13 protein-coding genes, 1 pseudogene and 1 other annotated feature are annotated in these 16,994 nt (G+C 43.1%); of the genes and pseudogenes, 9 read left to right on the top strand and 5 right to left on the bottom strand.

Features of this window, described 5'->3' with window-relative positions:
- Window positions 1–98 precede the first annotated feature (98 nt).
- A complete protein-coding gene (gene pgeF, locus AC3CKG_RS02620) occupies window positions 99–833 on the bottom strand; it encodes a peptidoglycan editing factor PgeF (protein WP_488529219.1) in 735 nt (244 codons plus the stop codon).
- Window positions 834–841: 8 nt separating this feature from the next.
- The gene (gene rluD / locus AC3CKG_RS02615; protein ID WP_009848467.1) at window positions 842–1,816 is read right to left on the bottom strand and encodes a 23S rRNA pseudouridine(1911/1915/1917) synthase RluD; all 975 of its coding nucleotides are present in this window, start codon (window positions 1,814–1,816) and stop codon (window positions 842–844) included.
- Window positions 1,817–1,953: 137 nt separating this feature from the next.
- Between rluD and AC3CKG_RS02610 the strand changes: the two genes are divergently transcribed.
- The 6 genes and pseudogenes from AC3CKG_RS02610 (at window position 1,954) to yjjX (ending at window position 9,607) form a co-directional block, all read left to right on the top strand.
- Window positions 1,954–2,682: an outer membrane protein assembly factor BamD gene (locus AC3CKG_RS02610; protein ID WP_017106758.1), complete on the top strand. Its 729-nt coding sequence runs from the start codon at window positions 1,954–1,956 to the stop codon at window positions 2,680–2,682.
- A 157-nt stretch (window positions 2,683–2,839) separates the two neighbouring features.
- A complete protein-coding gene (locus AC3CKG_RS02605) occupies window positions 2,840–4,264 on the top strand; it encodes an MltF family protein (RefSeq protein ID WP_017110493.1) in 1,425 nt (474 codons plus the stop codon).
- A 409-nt stretch (window positions 4,265–4,673) separates the two neighbouring features.
- Window positions 4,674–5,009 (top strand): ribosome hibernation-promoting factor, HPF/YfiA family, encoded by a 336-nt coding sequence (hpf, locus tag AC3CKG_RS02600; protein WP_004735034.1) that lies wholly within the window; start codon window positions 4,674–4,676, stop codon window positions 5,007–5,009.
- 111 nt (window positions 5,010–5,120) lie between these two features.
- Window positions 5,121–5,241: a sequence feature (Phe leader region), on the top strand.
- Between the two features lie 12 nt (window positions 5,242–5,253).
- Entirely contained in the window at window positions 5,254–6,429 is a 1,176-nt protein-coding gene (gene pheA, locus AC3CKG_RS02595) for a prephenate dehydratase (protein ID WP_017106762.1), read from the top strand.
- 315 nt (window positions 6,430–6,744) lie between these two features.
- Window positions 6,745–9,123, top strand: a pseudogene (locus AC3CKG_RS02590) (putative bifunctional diguanylate cyclase/phosphodiesterase).
- Window positions 9,086–9,607: an inosine/xanthosine triphosphatase gene (gene yjjX / locus AC3CKG_RS02585; protein ID WP_102485513.1), complete on the top strand. Its 522-nt coding sequence runs from the start codon at window positions 9,086–9,088 to the stop codon at window positions 9,605–9,607. The pseudogene AC3CKG_RS02590 and the gene yjjX overlap by 38 nt, the downstream one beginning before the upstream one ends.
- Before the next feature lie 126 nt (window positions 9,608–9,733).
- On the opposite strand, the gene trpR is transcribed toward yjjX, so the two are convergent.
- Both trpR and sltY read right to left on the bottom strand, forming a co-directional pair.
- Complete coding sequence (gene trpR, locus AC3CKG_RS02580) at window positions 9,734–10,027, bottom strand: trp operon repressor (RefSeq protein ID WP_017110512.1); 294 nt, start codon at window positions 10,025–10,027, stop codon at window positions 9,734–9,736.
- Between the two features lie 173 nt (window positions 10,028–10,200).
- The gene (gene sltY, locus AC3CKG_RS02575) at window positions 10,201–12,150 is read right to left on the bottom strand and encodes a murein transglycosylase (protein ID WP_488528772.1); all 1,950 of its coding nucleotides are present in this window, start codon (window positions 12,148–12,150) and stop codon (window positions 10,201–10,203) included.
- Between the two features lie 263 nt (window positions 12,151–12,413).
- Between sltY and ettA the strand changes: the two genes are divergently transcribed.
- The 3 genes from ettA to AC3CKG_RS02560 all read left to right on the top strand — a co-directional run bounded on the left by ettA (window position 12,414) and on the right by AC3CKG_RS02560 (window position 15,599).
- Window positions 12,414–14,081, top strand: coding sequence for an energy-dependent translational throttle protein EttA (ettA, locus tag AC3CKG_RS02570; protein WP_017110510.1), 1,668 nt, complete (start codon window positions 12,414–12,416; stop codon window positions 14,079–14,081).
- A 90-nt stretch (window positions 14,082–14,171) separates the two neighbouring features.
- Window positions 14,172–14,540, top strand: a complete 369-nt coding sequence (locus AC3CKG_RS02565) for a PilZ domain-containing protein (protein ID WP_065105649.1) — start codon at window positions 14,172–14,174, stop codon at window positions 14,538–14,540.
- A 48-nt stretch (window positions 14,541–14,588) separates the two neighbouring features.
- Window positions 14,589–15,599, top strand: coding sequence for a M23 family metallopeptidase (locus tag AC3CKG_RS02560; protein ID WP_108156871.1), 1,011 nt, complete (start codon window positions 14,589–14,591; stop codon window positions 15,597–15,599).
- 151 nt (window positions 15,600–15,750) lie between these two features.
- Here the strand turns inward: AC3CKG_RS02560 and tyrA are convergent, their stop codons facing one another.
- Window positions 15,751–16,878 carry a bifunctional chorismate mutase/prephenate dehydrogenase gene (gene tyrA / locus AC3CKG_RS02555; protein ID WP_104210818.1) on the bottom strand — a complete coding sequence of 376 codons (1,128 nt, stop codon included), beginning with the start codon at window positions 16,876–16,878 and terminating at the stop codon, window positions 15,751–15,753.
- Window positions 16,879–16,994 lie beyond the last annotated feature (116 nt).

Raw genomic sequence — 16,994 nt, 5'->3', positions numbered from 1 at the left:
ATGGATACGGTAACGCAGATTTTCAAGGGATAAGGATGAAGAATAGAGATGATATGAAAATATAAATGAACTGGATGAGTGGTTATGCTAGTCAGAGATTACTCTAACCAAATAAATGTCGCCTGACGCCCAGTAATACCATCACGACGATAAGAATAGAAAGCATCTGAATCTGCGTATGTACATAGATTCGAATCTGTCACCGAAGTCACGCCAACTTTCATTAGTCGTTGAGTCGCAAGTTGAGACATGTTTGCTAACCACTTGCCAGGTTCAGATTTGGCTTTAAATGCCAATTTAGCTTGAGGGTCAAAACGAACAAAAGCGTCCAACACATCGTTGCCAACCTCAAACGCATCTTTACCAATAGCAGGACCAAGCCAAGCAATGATCTGATTATCTGAATCTAGGTTTGAAAACTTTGCGACGGCATTTTCAAGAATGCCACCAGCAAGACCACGCCAACCCGCATGAACGGCAGCAACTTGAGTGCCTTTGGTATCAGTAAGGATAACTGGTAAGCAATCGGCTGTCATCGCAGAACACACAACACCCTTTGCAGTGGTAAATGCACCATCCGCATCAAGCACATTCGCCACAGGTTCTAAAACTGTAACGACATCCGTTGAGTGAGTTTGATTTAGCCATACCGGAGCCGTGGGCATATTAGATTGTTGCTTTAGCCATGTTCGATTGCTTTCAACAAGTAAAGCATCATCCCCAACGTGCATACCAAGGTTTAACCCTTGATAGGCACCTGTAGAACAACCATCAAAACGAGTTGCAGCAAATGCTTTCACGTTTTTTGGTGCATTCCAGTCAGGGATGATCATTGACACGATTAAATGTCGTCTTCTATGTTTTCACGAGCATCAACACGCAACGCTTCAGCCATCACAACCATGTCATTTGGCACAGGTGCGTGGAACTCTACTTCTTCACCAGTAATCGGGTGAACAAACTTCAGCATAACCGCGTGTAGCGCTTGACGATCAAAAGAACGAATCATTGTCGTTAGCTCTTCAGATGCACCTTTTGGAATACGAGCACGACCACCGTACGCGATATCACCTAACAGCGGATGCTGAAGATATGACATGTGAACACGGATTTGGTGAGTACGACCCGTTTCTAGGCGCAGACGAATACGAGTATGTTCGCGGAAGTGCTCCGCAACACGGTAGTGAGTTACCGCAGGCTTACCCAGTTCATTTACGTCCATTAACGTACGCTTAGTTGCATGACGGCTAATGCCTTTCTCAACCACACCACCTGCTGTCATTTTACCGATAGCAATTGCTTCATATTCACGAGTAATACGACGTTTAGCAAGAGCTCGCACAAGGCGAGTTTGAGCTGGAACCGTTTTAGCCACAACCATAAGACCAGTTGTGTCTTTATCCAGACGGTGCACAATACCCGCACGAGGTACTTCAGCAATTTGAGGGTAATGGAAAAGCAATGCGTTTAGTATGGTTCCATCCGGCGTACCTGCACCTGGGTGTACAACCAGATCGCGAGGTTTATTGATAACCAATAAATCATCATCTTCATAGACAATGTCTAACGGAATATCTTGTGCTTCCCAGCGCTCTTCATCCGCAAGCTCTGCTTGTAAGATGATCGCTTCACCGCCCAAAACTATGGTGCGCGGTTTAGTGATAACTTCGCCATCCACTTGGATTTTGCCGTCAAGAAGCCACTCTTTAATACGAGAGCGAGAAAAATCGGTAAATAGTTCAGCGACAGCTTGGTCTAAACGTTGACCTAACTGGCTGCTTTTTACTGTGTCTGTTAATGTTATCTGCTGAGCCATATCGAACTTTTTTAAAAACCGTGAGACTAATACCCATTAGTATGGATAAAATAGAATAATTGCATCATTGTATCTGTTACTGGTTAGAAAGTAACGGAAGCTTACGAAATATTTAATTCAAGGAATCGACGCCTGACATGAAACACCTTACTTTATCGGGTCTATTAGCCGTATCACTCTTAGTTGGTTGTTCAAGTAGTGAAGAAATAGTACCGGATGTACCGCCATCGGTTCTTTACTCTGACGCCCAAGAATCACTGCAGAGTGGTAGCTGGCTTTCTGCAATCGAAAAGCTAGAAGCCTTAGACTCTCGTTACCCATTCGGCGCCTATTCTGAACAAGTACAACTGGATCTGATTTACGCGTACTACAAAAATGATGACTTGGCATTAGGCCTTGCCACCATTTCACGATTCCTACGCTTAAACCCTACTCATGAAAAACAGGATTGGGTTCTTTACATGCGTGGCCTGACACACATGGCTCAAGATCGAAACTTCATGCACGATATTTTTAATATCGATCGTAGTGACCGAGATCCAGAACCAGTGAAACTTGCGTTTGCTGATTTCAAACGACTGTTAGAACGTTTCCCTGCAAGTCCATACGCTGAAGATGCACAAAAACGCATGTTCGCATTGAAAAACCGCCTAGCTGAGTATGACTTAGCAACCGCTGATTTCTACCTGCGTCGCGAAGCGTGGATTGCAGCTATAAACAGAACACAAGAGTTGCAAAAGACTTACCCAGACACCATTGCTGCGCGTAAATCTCTGAAAATACAGTTAGAAGCCTACGAGCAACTTGGGCTAGAAGACGCTGTGAAAAGAACAGAAGCCTTGATTGAGCTCAACCCACTGCCTTAGTCAGCGAATCACACTCGTCGTTAACTAAAACAATCACTTCAAAATCGCGCTAATTTATTAGCGCGATTTTTTTTGAACTTCGTCTGGTAAACTTGATGAATGGCAGCATAAGCAGTATCTTCAATAGGTAACTTTTAACAAAACATCAACATGGAGTGTGGATGTGAGCAGGATGTTATTATTTATCTGGATCGGGTTATTTAGCCAACTTTCCAACGCATTAGAACTGTCCCCATTGAGCAATCAGCCTTACATGGGAGACTTAGATGTACTCAAAACAAAAGGAACAGTTAGAGTATTGGTATCGGCTGATCTGGGCTTTTATTACATAGAAGATGGCAAGCCAAAAGGCATTGTGGCAGAAATGCTCTATCACTTTGAGAAAAGCCTTCGTAAGAAACACCCTTATCTCAATGTGCAGATCATTCCGGTTCAGCGAGATGATCTTCTTCCTTCATTAGAATCCGGATACGGTGATGTCGCGGTAGCAAACCTAACCATTACTGATAAGCGGTTACGAGTGATCGACTTTTCAGATCCCATGATTAAAGATGGTAAAGAACTCATTATCACTGGAAAAAATTCAGAACCTCTCACCGAAATCAAGCAATTGAGCGGTAAAGAAGTATGGATCCGCGCGAGCTCTAGCTACTTCGAGAGTGTGCAAAAAGTGAATATGGAGCTCAATGAACTCGGGTTGCCACCATTACATGTCCACTTTATCGAAGAATCTCTCCAAGATTACGAACTGATAGAACTGGTTAATCAGGGGTATATACAAGGTACGATTCTAGATAGCCATAAAGCAAAACTATGGACTGATGTAATGGAAAACATTCAGATCCATAGCGACTTACCTTTGCGAGAGGATGGTCAAATTGCTTGGGCACTGAGAAAGGATAGCCCTCTTCTCAAAAAGGAAATCAACAAGTACGTTAAGAAAGCCCGCACAGGTACTTTACTGGGTAACGTGATCTACCAAAAATATATCGATAATACGCGTTGGTTAGGTCGAGCTCTCAATCCAAACAAAGTCGACAGAGTTGCCAAGCTCGCTGACGTATTTGAGAAGTACTCCAGCAAGTACGAATTTGATCCTTTAATGATGTCTGCTCAAGGGTTCCAGGAGTCTGGGCTCGATCAGAGTCAAGTCTCTCATCGTGGGGCGATTGGCGTCATGCAGGTTTTACCAAGTACGGCCAAAGACAAAAACGTTAATATCAAAAATATTCATAAAGTGGATAACAACATCCATGCCGGCGTGAAATATATGCGTTTTATCAAAGACCGATATTTTAATGACCCTGCCATAACGGCTGACAACCAGATCTATTTTACGTTGGCGTCTTACAACGCAGGCCCAGCTAAAATCAGAAAAATGAGATACCTCGCGAAGAAGAAAGGCTACAACCCTAACGTTTGGTTTAAAAACGTCGAAATCGTTACGCGAAAGTATGTCAGTAAAGAACCCGTCACGTATGTCGCCAACATCAATCGCTACTTTGTTATTTATAAACAATTGGCGGCGATTAATGCCACTCGAGAGAACGGAACAGCAAGGCTACTGCAAACCAACGATTAGCCGCTGTTTGTCATTATGAGCTTAAGCAGTGAACGCCCAAGACAGGACTAAAAGCACAAAAGCCGCATAAGGAAACTTATGCGGCTTTTGTTTATCAAATTCGGATCGTTCTTTGGTGTGACTTAAATCACGAAAGTATATTGCGTGAATTTTCATCTAGCACTTTCAAAAAGCTGTAGGACGTCCCTAAAAACTGGTTTAATTTTTAGCGAAGCCTTGCCTCCAACTTATCGTTTTTCGTAGGGATAACAAGCATTTTTCGACAAAAAGATACCAAGACTTGCGTGAGATCACATTTGATTTTAATGCTTATCCCACCCAATCAAAATGAGATCTAAATCACATTCTTTATTCCTAAAAGTCGTAATCTGAAGTTAACCCATGAGGGATACAACAGAGGAAAACTTCTATGAAAATGAACATCACTGGTAAAAACATCGACATTACCTCTGCAATCCGTGATCACATAGAAAGCAAATTTAAAAAGCTGGATAAATGGCAAGTAGACATCATTGGCTGCCAAGCGAGCTTTAGCGAAGAACCAAACAAGAAGAAAAAATTTGAAGCCGTTCTAACGGTACCAAAAGGCCAACTTGTTGCTTCATCAATTCATGACGACCTCTACGTGGCTATCAACGAAGTAGAACAAAAACTAGAGCGTCAACTCAACAAGCTACGCCATAAACCAGAAGCTCGTCGCGCTGAAAAGCCTGAAATTGAAGAGCTAGAAGCTGAAGTAGAATAGGGAAAGAGAACAGATTAAAAAATAGCGCCTCAGGGCGCTATTTTTTTGCTTGACGCTCGTAGCTCGCTTGCTTATTGTGTTTAAACATTCATAAAACAATCACTTTTTATGCACTCTCAATCTTTGTTTATTTTTGACTTCTTTTTTCTTCCGTAAATCGGAGGCTGAGTCGTTTTAGAAAAACAAGTCAAAAACGAACAAGAAGCCTCCCACACAAGGGAGGCTTTTTTATAAGGACACATTTATGACTGACCGCTCAATTTCACTGGATGATATCCGCCTTCGTCTCAATGATTTAGATGACGAACTGCTGAGTTTACTTTCAGAACGTCGCAAACTCAGTATCGAAGTTGCGAAAAGTAAAGTAGAGACATCAAAGCCTGTACGCGATGCCGTTCGTGAACAGCAGCTTCTGGTTAAGCTAATTAACAACGGTAAAGATAAATACGAACTTGATGCGCAGTACATTACTAAGCTGTTTCATACCATCATTGAAGATTCGGTTCTGCTGCAACAGTCATACCTGCAAAACCTGGCGAACCCACAAAGCCGTAAGCCATTGGCTCGCGTTGCGTTCTTGGGTTCTAAAGGTTCATATTCGCATCTTGCTAGCCGTGAATACTTCAGCCGCAAGAATATGGAATTGATAGAGCTTAACTGCAATCACTTCAAAGAAGTCGCATCAACAGTGGAATCTGGTCACGCCGATTACGGTGTGCTGCCGATTGAGAACACCAGTTCAGGTTCAATCAACGAAGTTTACGATCTTCTACAACACACAACACTCTACATCGTGGGTGAACTGTCTCAGCCTATTGAACACTGCTTAGTTGCTAAAAGTGATATTCGATTAGAAAACATTAAGACGCTTTATTCGCATCCACAACCTCATCAGCAATGCAGTGAGTTCTTGAGTCGCCTTAAAGGTGTCAGCCTTGAATCTTGTGCAAGCACCGCTGACGCAATGAAGAAAGTGAAAGAGCTGGATAGTGATGATGTAGCAGCCATTGGTAACGCTTCAAGTGGCAAACTGTATGGGCTTCAAGCAATTCAAGGCAACATTGCCAATCAAACTGAGAACCATACTCGCTTCATCGTTGTGGCGCGTAAACCGGTAGAAGTCTCGACTCAGATCCCAGCGAAAACGACACTCATCATGTCGACCTCTCAAGAAGCAGGCTCTTTGGTTGAAACCCTACTGATTCTGCAACGCTTGGGCATCAACATGACGAAACTAGAATCTCGTCCAATTATGGGTAACCCATGGGAAGAGATGTTCTATGTTGATTTAGAAGCACACTTGAATGCGGATAACATGCAGCAAGCGATCACGGAACTGACGGCCATTACTCGTCACTTAAAAGTGCTAGGCTGCTACCCAAGTGAGAACATTAAAGCGACTCAAGTTAAGTTGTCGTAAGTTTAGGTTGCCAAAAGCAATTCGCCTACCATAGGCCAAACAGTAAAAGTTAACGCAAACGGAATAACAATCGAACGAAACAATATGCAGAAATAAGTATTGTGGGTATTAAATTGTTATTCCGTTCACTGTCTCTCACACTCGCTTCCTAAAATCATTACCAACATAACACCCCTCGCTAATCACACTTTTATCAATAAAGACAAAACCTTATTGCCTTCACAGGAAATCATCTAACAACGTGTAATTAATAGCGAGCAATCAACAAGTAACATAAACTTACGCACAAAATTATAAATAGTGTTGTATGTAACAATGAAGCTCAGTACTAAAATATTACTTCTAATAGCCCCTGTTATACTGATTAGTACCGCAGCTTCTAGCTATATCATTTACTCAACGCAGAAAAACAGCTTCATCAAACGCGAAGACAACGTACTGCAACTGAATATGGAAAAGTTGGCTGGGTATTTTCGCCAATCTCGCTCCTTCCTAAATAGTTACTCTTACACGCTCTCTAAAAGCGACTTAGTTCGACGTTATTTTTTAGTTGATGACAATCCATATCGTGAACTTGAACTGCTCGATAACCTTCGAGAAACCATACAATTCTTGCAAGATGGTGATGACAGCTTTACTGGATTAGCACTGCTTGATGGTGAACGAAAACTCAGTTATTACGCAGACAATAGTCGTGATGCACTCACCCAAATGGACCCTAAGATTTTAGAGTTTATTGATCATCAGTATCAAAAAACATTGGAAGAATCGAGTACCAATTACGTCCAAAACTCTCAAGGTGAAGGGATGTTAGTTCACTATGAGGTACTCGATAAAAGAACGGTTTCGCCCTCTATAAGCTACCAACCTAGTGATGTTTTTTTTGTGGTTGTTTCTGTTTCTCTCGATAAATTTAATACATTGAGAAAGCAGATCGAGTTCGACTACCAAACCAGCCTGTTTTTCACGCCAACGGCAGTCTCTTTGGAAAGTGATTTAACTCATTCAGTGAAGCTGGCTCCTGAGCTTTACGCAACAGTCGACCCTGCTCAGTTTCTTTTAAACAATAAGCTCGACTCTATCTGGAATAAACTGAGTCTGTCGTTTGCACTGTCAGCCTTAGTAACGGTCGCCTTACTACTTATGCTGCTGTCTCGCTGTGTCATTACCCCTATTTCACGGTTAGACCGACAATTACAACAAGTAGAAAAAAAGCAAAGAAAGAACATTGAACGTTTAAAAACGAATGACGAGTTAGGTCGCTTATCGCATCGTTTTTATGACATGTACCAAGAGTTAGATAACACCTATCAACAAACTAAGGTTTTAGCTGAAAATGACCAGCTGACCAAGATCGCTAACCGACGTCAATTCCAAACCTTTGTTGAGCAATCACTCCCCAAAACAAACTCGAAAACATACACGTGGGTACTCTACTTAGATTTAGATAATTTTAAGTTTGTGAACGACAAATATGGCCATCAAGTTGGCGACTCGATCTTAGTTTCTTTCGCTCAACGTATTTCCGAGATCGGCGTTCTATACAAAACGGATTACGATGCCCATTGTATGCCAGCTCGACTCTCTGGTGACGAGTTCGTTATTTACATCAATGCATCGGCTCGCCATGGGAATATCGCTCATAAGTTTTCAGATACATTATTAGCGCCTCTGCAAAAAGGGTTTATCACTGAATCAGGCAACTACCCGATTACGGTCAGTATTGGTATTGCAACCTACCCTAATGACGGTCACTCAATAGAAAAACTGCTCTCAAATGCAGACACTGCGATGTACCAAGCCAAACGAGCAGGTAAGAATCGGTACGCGGATTACTCTTCAGACTTAGACAAAACCATTCAACGACAAGCAAGTATCGAACAAGCTTTGAGACATAAGAATTTTGATGAAGAGTTCAAACTCGTTTATATGCCATACATGGATTCAACAGGAAGTCAGGTCATCGGTGTTGAGGTGCTGTTACGTTGGGAATCGCCACAACTAGGCTCTGTACCGCCTGATGAGTTTATTCCAATTGCCGAACAAACAGGGTTGTTCGACCTTGTCGATCGCTGGGTGATACAGCATGCTTTTGCTTCGTTCCATAAGCTTCAAGCTCAGTTTGATCATTCGATTCAACTCTCAATTAATCTGTCTTCAGCAGGAATAGAAACAACTCATCTTGCGGTTTTCATCGGTGAACACGCCAAGATCAATGGCATTCCGCCGAACTTGATCGATTTCGAAATCACCGAGACCTTCTACTCAAACTCACAAGGGTTTCCATTATTGAACGAGCTCTCTCGAATGGGTTACCGCTTAGCGATTGATGACTTTGGCTCTGGTTACACATCGATAACCCAGTTGGTTCAATATCCCACTCAAAAAATCAAATTGGATAAGGGCTTTTTAGAAACCTTGATCGAAACAGACAATCAGAACATAGTAAAACCAGTGATAAGTTTGTGCCATGCACAAGGAAAGAAGGTTACCGCTGAGGGCATCGAAACTAAACGCATGCATCAATGGTTACAAGAGGCGCAGTGCGATATGCTGCAAGGCTACTATTTTGGCAAACCGATGCCACTTGAAGACCTAAGTGATTGGTACAGAGAACATCAATTGCAATTTAACCAACAACAATAAGAACTCATTCATGAAATCCGTAGTCATCGCATCGCTCAACCCAGCTAAAATCAACGCCGTTAAAAGTGCGTTCTTGTCAGCTTTCCCTAATACTGAATTCGAATTCATCGGTGTTAGCGTACCCAGCGGGGTTGCTGATCAACCCATGAGCAATGAGGAAACCTATCAAGGTGCAGTAAACCGCGTGAGCAATGCGATCCAAGAACAGCCAAATGCAGACTTTCATGTTGGATTAGAATCTGGAATTGAAGGTAACGTAACCTTTGCTTGGATGATAATTGAAGCAAATGGCCAACGTGGCGAATCTCGCTCTGCAAGCTTGATGCTGCCACCTGTTGTACTTGATAAGCTCCAGTATGCAAATGAGTTAGGGGATGTGATGGATGAAGTCTTCGGTACAGACAACATCAAGCAAAAAGGTGGGGCGATTGGCTTACTGACACACAACCAACTCTCGCGCAGTTCGGTATATCATCAAGCTTTGATCTTGGCGCTTATCCCTTTCGTTAATCCTGAGCACTTTCCCGCTTAGCTTTCAAAGACACGGTTTTTCATAGATTTAAGTTATTTCGTTGAAAGCCGAACCAGTGCAGCTGAAACAAAAAAACGCTAACGGATTGTTAGCGTTTCTATCAAACTTCAGTGCTAATAAGTAGATCTACTTAAGCAGTAACTCGGCGATGGCCGCTTTCTCTTGTTCAGATTTAGCCTTGAGCTCATTAGAGCCTCTGGTGATCGTCGCAACGCCTACTCCCAGCATTTGACTCACTTGTCGCTGAGACATCTCGCCTTTCATCAATTCACAAAGAATATTAACTCGAGCAACCAAAGCATCGCGTTCATCAGATGTCATCATCATGGTCAACAACAGCTCATGCTGATCTTTCTCAGCGGCTGTTTTTACCAAATCCATTAGTTGTTGCCAATTATCATATTCAGGTTGTGATGCCATATTTCTACACTTACTTTTAAATTCTGACTTTAAAGAGTCGCTTAACGATTGAAAGCGTTCAACACTTTATACCGAAACACTCGATGTAATCCAATGTAAAAAGGCAGTAAGTGCAAATGGTTCGCACTCACTGCCTTTAATATTTACTCAGTTTCGGACAAAGCGCCGAGAGCTTAGTATTTCGTTTTTGCCTCATGAGGCGCTAAAAACGTTCCCTTCTCGCCCAAGATATCTCGATAGTAAGTCTCAAACATCAAGATGTTCTGAACATAGCCACGAGTCTCCTTAAATGGGATCATTTCGATAAAGGCGTACGCATCTAACTTTTCATCACTGCGTGAACGCCACTGTTTCACTCGACTCGGACCTGCGTTGTATGCAGCGAAAGCAAAAATACGATTGTTATCATATTGAGACAGCAACCCATCGAGGTAATGACTGCCAATCTCAATGTTCTTGCTCACATCGTAAAGATCATCACTACCCTGGTACTTAATCTGATGCTTCTTCGCTGTATATTGAGCCGTCTTCGGCATGATTTGCATGATACCGCGAGCCCCAACCGGAGAGCGAGCCTCTGAATCCATTGCACTCTCTTGTCTCGCTAAAGACATCAAAGTGATCGGGTCGATATCGTGCTTTTCAGCATAGAAGTTAAACCACCACTTGTGAGCGACAGGAAAACGTAACGCAATGTTGTCCCACATCTTCGCTGAGATACTCGCCGTTACCGTAAAGTGATTCCAACGCTGTGTCGCTGCATGAGCGGCAAGCATTGATTTCTGATCTTTGTCAGCATTGGTTAACAACCAACGCCATTCACTCTTCGCTGCCGCTATTTTATCTCGGTCAATCAGCTCGCCGATTCGAACCAAAGAAGTCTCAAATGGCTTTACTGTTTCAGCGTTGTATTTGAGTGTCGATGTTGGGTACTGAACTGGCTTACCTAACTGCTTAGCGGCAGCCACACTGTAGAAATTACGCTGACCCAAGATATCTGACAGTCGTTTATTACCTTCAGCAGTCTCGCCTAGCACTATCTCAGCTCTACCCTGCCAATATTGCCAGCGAAGCGAAGCTTGATGTTTATCATCTAAGCGCGAAATCCACTCTTTCAAGCCAGTCCAATCGGCATGTTGAATCGCTAAGCGAGCACGTCGTTCCAACAAAACTTGTTTTGATGAGCTCGCGAGCATTTTGTCTCGCCACGCCATCAGCTCTTCAGAATCGGTATTGATCAAACGGAACGTGAGGTAATCCGCTAACTCTTGAGATTTTTCTTTAGATAGCTTTTGAGCTTTCACAACATCATCAAAAATCTCTTGAGCACTGCTTGCTGACTTCCTTGCCAGTTTCTCAAAACCAAACTCGGTTTGAGCTTGATAAAATTCATTCGCAGGGTGCTTCTTAGCAAACGCGAGCACATTTTCAGGCTTGTTGTACAACGCCTTCATCTGCTTAGCTTGAGCAATTGACTCATCATGATCTAATTGCTTAATCAGATAGGTCATCAGCTTACCGTTACGGCCTTCAAACGCTAATAGCATCCTTTCGAGTATCAGATCATCCGTTCTTAAACCGGCTTTATCCCATCCTTCAAAAAGTGGGTCACAGGCGTCATCAACACCACTACCACTTAACCAAAGCTGTTTCGCACCTTTGAACGCGAGCTCTTGATTACCTTGCTCATAATGCGCTCGGTAGTAGATACATTGGTATTTTTCACCAACTGGCTCTTGAGTTTGAAATTCCAGTATCGTTTGCCACTGCTTTTGAGAGGCCAATGAATCTAAGTAAGGTGCACGCATACGATTCGAAAATGGCAGAGCTTTATTCTCTTCAATAAAAGCATCCACTTCAGCAGGTGTGCGATCACCTAGACCAATGAGAAAGGCGCGATAATCAGTGTAAGGCGTTAGAGGGTATGTTTGAATTTTGTTGCGCAGCGCTGAGTAAGCTTTTAGATCTCGATTGTCCAAAACCTCTTGCGCTCTGTCATAAACATCACGCTGCATTTCAAGCTCGGATGCATTGCTCGCCAAAGCCATCGGAGCCAGTGAAAATGAAGACAAAATTGCCGATGCAGCGACAGCAATTTTCGTATTACCAATGCGGAAAAACATTCGCTCTTTCCTTAGTGCGTGTATGAATACGTGAAGTCTATTTACGCCCGACATCACATCAAATGTAAAGAGTTTGAGTGTAAATATTATTAATATTTAACACTTCGCCTCAGAAGCCTATTAAATATAGTTTTAATGACCAATGTGACAATAATAAGTAAGGATTAGTTCAAGAATGGCTTTTCTGTCCTAGGAGTAACATCTTTGGGGATATTGGTATAAAATGGCAGACAATTTTGAACAATAATTAGGATCGATCGGCAATGGCTGAATACGTATATACCATGTCTCGGGTGAGCAAAACTGTTCCACCTAAGCGTCAAATTCTTAAAGACATTTCTCTTAGCTTTTTTCCTGGCGCTAAAATCGGTGTTTTGGGTCTAAATGGTTCAGGTAAATCTACCCTACTACGTATCATGGCTGGTATTGATACTGATATTGATGGTGAAGCTCGTGCACAGCAAGGCCTTAAAGTCGGTTACCTACCGCAAGAGCCTGTACTAGACGAATCAAAAACAGTGCGTGAAATCGTAGAAGAAGCGGTTTCTGATGTTGCAGATGCACTTAAGCGTATCGATGCGGTTTACGCAGCTTACGCTGAACCCGATGCAGATTTCGATGCTCTTGCTAAAGAGCAAGGCGAGCTTGAAGCACTTATCCAAGCGAAAGACGGCCACAACCTAGAGACAGCTCTAGAGCGTGCTGCTGATGCACTTCGTCTTCCTGAGTGGGATGCGAAAATCGAATTCCTATCAGGTGGTGAACGTCGTCGTGTTGCGATCTGTCGTCTACTTCTAGAGAAGCCAGACATGCTGCTTCTTGATGAACCAACCAACCACTTGGATGCAGAATCAGTGGCTTGGCTTGAGCACTTCCTTGTTGATTACAGCGGTACTGTTGTGGCAATTACCCACGACCGTTACTTCCTAGACAACGCTGCTGGCTGGATTCTAGAACTTGACCGTGGTGAAGGTATTCCATGGGAAGGTAACTACACATCTTGGCTAGAACAGAAAGATGAGCGTCTGAAGCAAGAGAAATCAGGCGAAAGCGCACGTCAAAAGACTATCGAGAAAGAACTTGAATGGGTTCGTCAGAATCCTAAAGGCCGTCAGGCTAAATCTAAAGCTCGTATGGCTCGTTTTGAAGAACTCACGACTGGCCAATACCAGAAGCGTAACGAAACCAACGAACTGTTCATCCCGCCAGGTGAGCGTTTAGGTGACAAGGTACTTGAAGTTAAGAACCTAACTAAGTCATTTGGTGACCGTGTTCTTATCGACGACTTATCGTTCAGCATGCCTAAAGGCGCTATCGTCGGTATCGTTGGTGCCAACGGTGCGGGTAAATCAACACTATTCAAGATGCTAAGCGGCGCAGAACAGCCAGATTCAGGCACAGTTGAATTAGGTGAAACGGTTAAGCTTGCTTCTGTTGATCAGTTCCGTGACAGCATGGATGACACAAAAACAGTATTCCAAGAGATCTCTGAAGGCGCTGATATCATTAAGATCAACAACTTCGAAATCCCTGCTCGTGCATACTGCTCTCGCTTCAACTTCAAAGGCAACGACCAACAGAAAATTATCGGTCAGCTTTCTGGTGGTGAACGTAACCGTGTTCACCTAGCGAAACTGCTAAAAGCGGGTGGTAACGTACTGCTACTCGATGAGCCAACCAATGACCTTGATGTCGAAACTCTGCGTGCACTTGAAGAAGCGCTGCTTGAATTCCCTGGCTGTGCAATGGTTATCTCGCATGACCGTTGGTTCCTTGACCGTATTGCGACCCATATCTTAGACTACCGTGATGAAGGTCAAGTTAACTTCTACGAAGGTAACTATACTGAGTACACAGAGTGGCTGAAGAAGACTCTGGGCGCACAAGCGGCTGAACCGCACCGTATCAAGTACAAGCGTATTACTAAGTAAATTAGCTTGTATTTTGAACAAAGGCCGCGATAATAGCGGCCTTTGATATATCTGGCTTACTATTTACCTATTGATATAGAGAAATTACCTATGCTTGAAAGACGTCAATTTTCACGAGTTATTTATCAAGTCCCGACTGAGATCTCACAAGGACAAGTAAATGTATCAGGCTCAGTGCAAGACTTATCTCTCCATGGTTTACTCATTCAATGTGATAAATGGCAGCAACTCAGCCACGATGCTCCTGTTCAAGTCAGCTTTAAGCTCACCAACAGTGATATCAATATTCAGTTAGAAGCAACGATAGTCTCTACCATCAATACCTCAATGCGTTTACGCATAGAGCATTTAGATATTGATAGTATTAGCCATCTTAAGCGCCTTGTTGAGCTTAATGTCGGCGACGATGAACTGCTTTATAGAGAGATTGAACACCTTACCGATTTAGGTCAGGAATAATATCTCCATTACCTTTTTCTATTAGAAGCATTTAGTTAATACAGAACCATGTCTAAAAAAATTTCCATTACTATTCCCTCTAACAATGGGGAACAGACGTTTTACTTCGGCCGAAAAGCCGTACTCATGTGCACCACTGCAATTTTTTCAGTGCCGCTGTTAATTGGCGGAGCTGCCTACATGCACTTCGAAGGTAAACAAGAGCTCGCGATGCAAGCAGGAGATGCACAACAGTTGATTGAAACACTGATTGTTGAAAAAGAGCAAACCGAGTTTCTTTACGCCGAGCAGGTAGAAACCAATCACTCGTTATCGCAAACACTCACCGAGAAAGAAGGCACCATTCAACTGCTTGGTAAGCGTGTATTCGATGTGGAATCAGTACTTGGCCTTGCCGATGAAGAGCTGCTTACCGATGATGTCTCTTTAGAAGATCGCATTGATGCGGCTGCGGTAGATTCAGCAGTAAGAGCCACGATGTTTCGCTTGATTCCAAACGACAGTCCTATGGCTTATCAACGTATATCTTCTTCTTATGGTAGCCGCACTAACCCTATTTCAGGTAAACGCCATGTACACACTGGTATCGACCTGACGTGTAAGCGTGGTGAAGATATTGTCGCGCCCGCAGATGGAGTTATTGAAACGGTACGCCCAAGTAAAAAAGGCTTCGGTAACTTTATTACTATGCGTCACTCGTTCGGCTTCATGAGTTCTTACGCTCACCTACAAAAATTCAAAGTTCGCAGCGGTCAGTTTGTTAGTAAAGGTGATGTGATTGCGAGTTGTGGTAACTCAGGTAACTCAACCGGGCCACACCTGCATTATGAAGTACGCTTCCTTGGTCGTTCATTGAACCCTCAATACTTGATGGATTGGACACCGGAAAACTTCAACTACGTGTTCGAGAAAGAGAAAAAGGTTAAGTGGGGTCCACTGGTTCAACTGATTGATAATGTAGTTCGCTTGCAGATCAACCTGACTAACGTGCCTTACATTAGCTCGACTATCGACACCGTATCGAGTGAAGAGAACAAAAAGCCTATCACGACTAACTAGTTATTGATTGTTGGTTATTAGGAGATGTTGGTTTGGCCTATGATGATCTAATTGCTTTTAGCCTACTGTAGGCCAAATGCTTTCATAGCGTTCAGCACAAACAAAAAGAGCGACCATCAGGTCGCTCTTTTTTTATAATTTCAAATAGTGATTAGCCACGATGAATCGAGTCATGTGCTTGTTTTAAAAGGTTTTGGCTCTCTTGCAAGAACTGCTGTGAGTAGTCACCAAACCAATCACTGACTTGATTAAAGCTATCAACAAACTTGGCCTTATCTTTCCCATCCAAGATTTCTAATGCTTCGCCGAAACGACTGTGGAAACGTCGAATCATCTCAATATTCTCATCCGAAGAAAGAATGATATCACCGTATAAGTTCGGGTCTTGAGCAAACAGACGACCAACCATCGCAATCTCCAGTCGGTAGATTGGCGAACTTAGCTTCAGAAGTTGATCAATGTTTGGATTCTCTTTACTCAGGTGCAAGCCGTAAGCAAAAGAGGTAAAGTGACGAAGTGCTTGAATCAAAGTCATGCCGTGATCGTGTTCAGCAGCATCCATCTGGCAAAGGCTCGCACCCCAAATACCAAATTGATTCAGCAACCATTGGTAGCTTTCAGAACCACGTCCATCACTGTAAACAATCACTTGTTTCGCAAGGCTTGGAACATCAGGACCAAACATTGGGTGTAATCCAACCACAGGGCCTTGGTGCATGTTCATCATGGCTTCTAGAGGCTTTGATTTAATCGACGTCAAATCACAAAGAATACAATCGCTTGGTAGGTTCCCCAGCTTCGCAATAACACCTTCCGTCAGGTGGATTGGAACTGTGACAACCACAAGACCGGCATTATCTAAGATCTCATCGGCTCTATCCCAATCTTGGCTGCCAAGGATTTTCACTTCGTAGCCAGAAAGCTTGAACATACGGCCAAACAGACCGCCAAGTTGACCATTACCACCAACGATAACCACTGAACGCAACTCTGGGTTAAGACACTTAAAACCAGAATCTTTTTCACTGGCATAAGACTCACGCATAGTACGACGCAAAATATCTTCGATTAACTGTGGCGGAACCCCTATTTTCTCGGCTTCTTGACGACGAGATGCCAACATCGCGGCTTCACGTTCCGGTACATAAATAGGTAAACCATGTTCACTTTTTACTTCGCCGACTTTCTCTACTAGAGCCAGTCGTTGAGCCAGTAAATCCAACATTTGTTTATCGACAGCATCGATTTGGTCGCGTAATTCGTTCAGTTCAACGGCCATTTTATTCCTTACTAATCTATAAGCCCGTACTAATCTAAAAGCCCGCATTGACGCAGGTTCGTTAGCGACAGATCTTAAAATGCCCCATTAGATGAGGCACTTAAATTTAAACTCTG

This window comes from Vibrio sp. QJM3NY_15 (assembly GCF_057785995.1).
The sequence above is the reverse complement of the archived record's forward strand: the minus strand, read 5'-3'. Positions and strand labels throughout refer to the sequence as shown.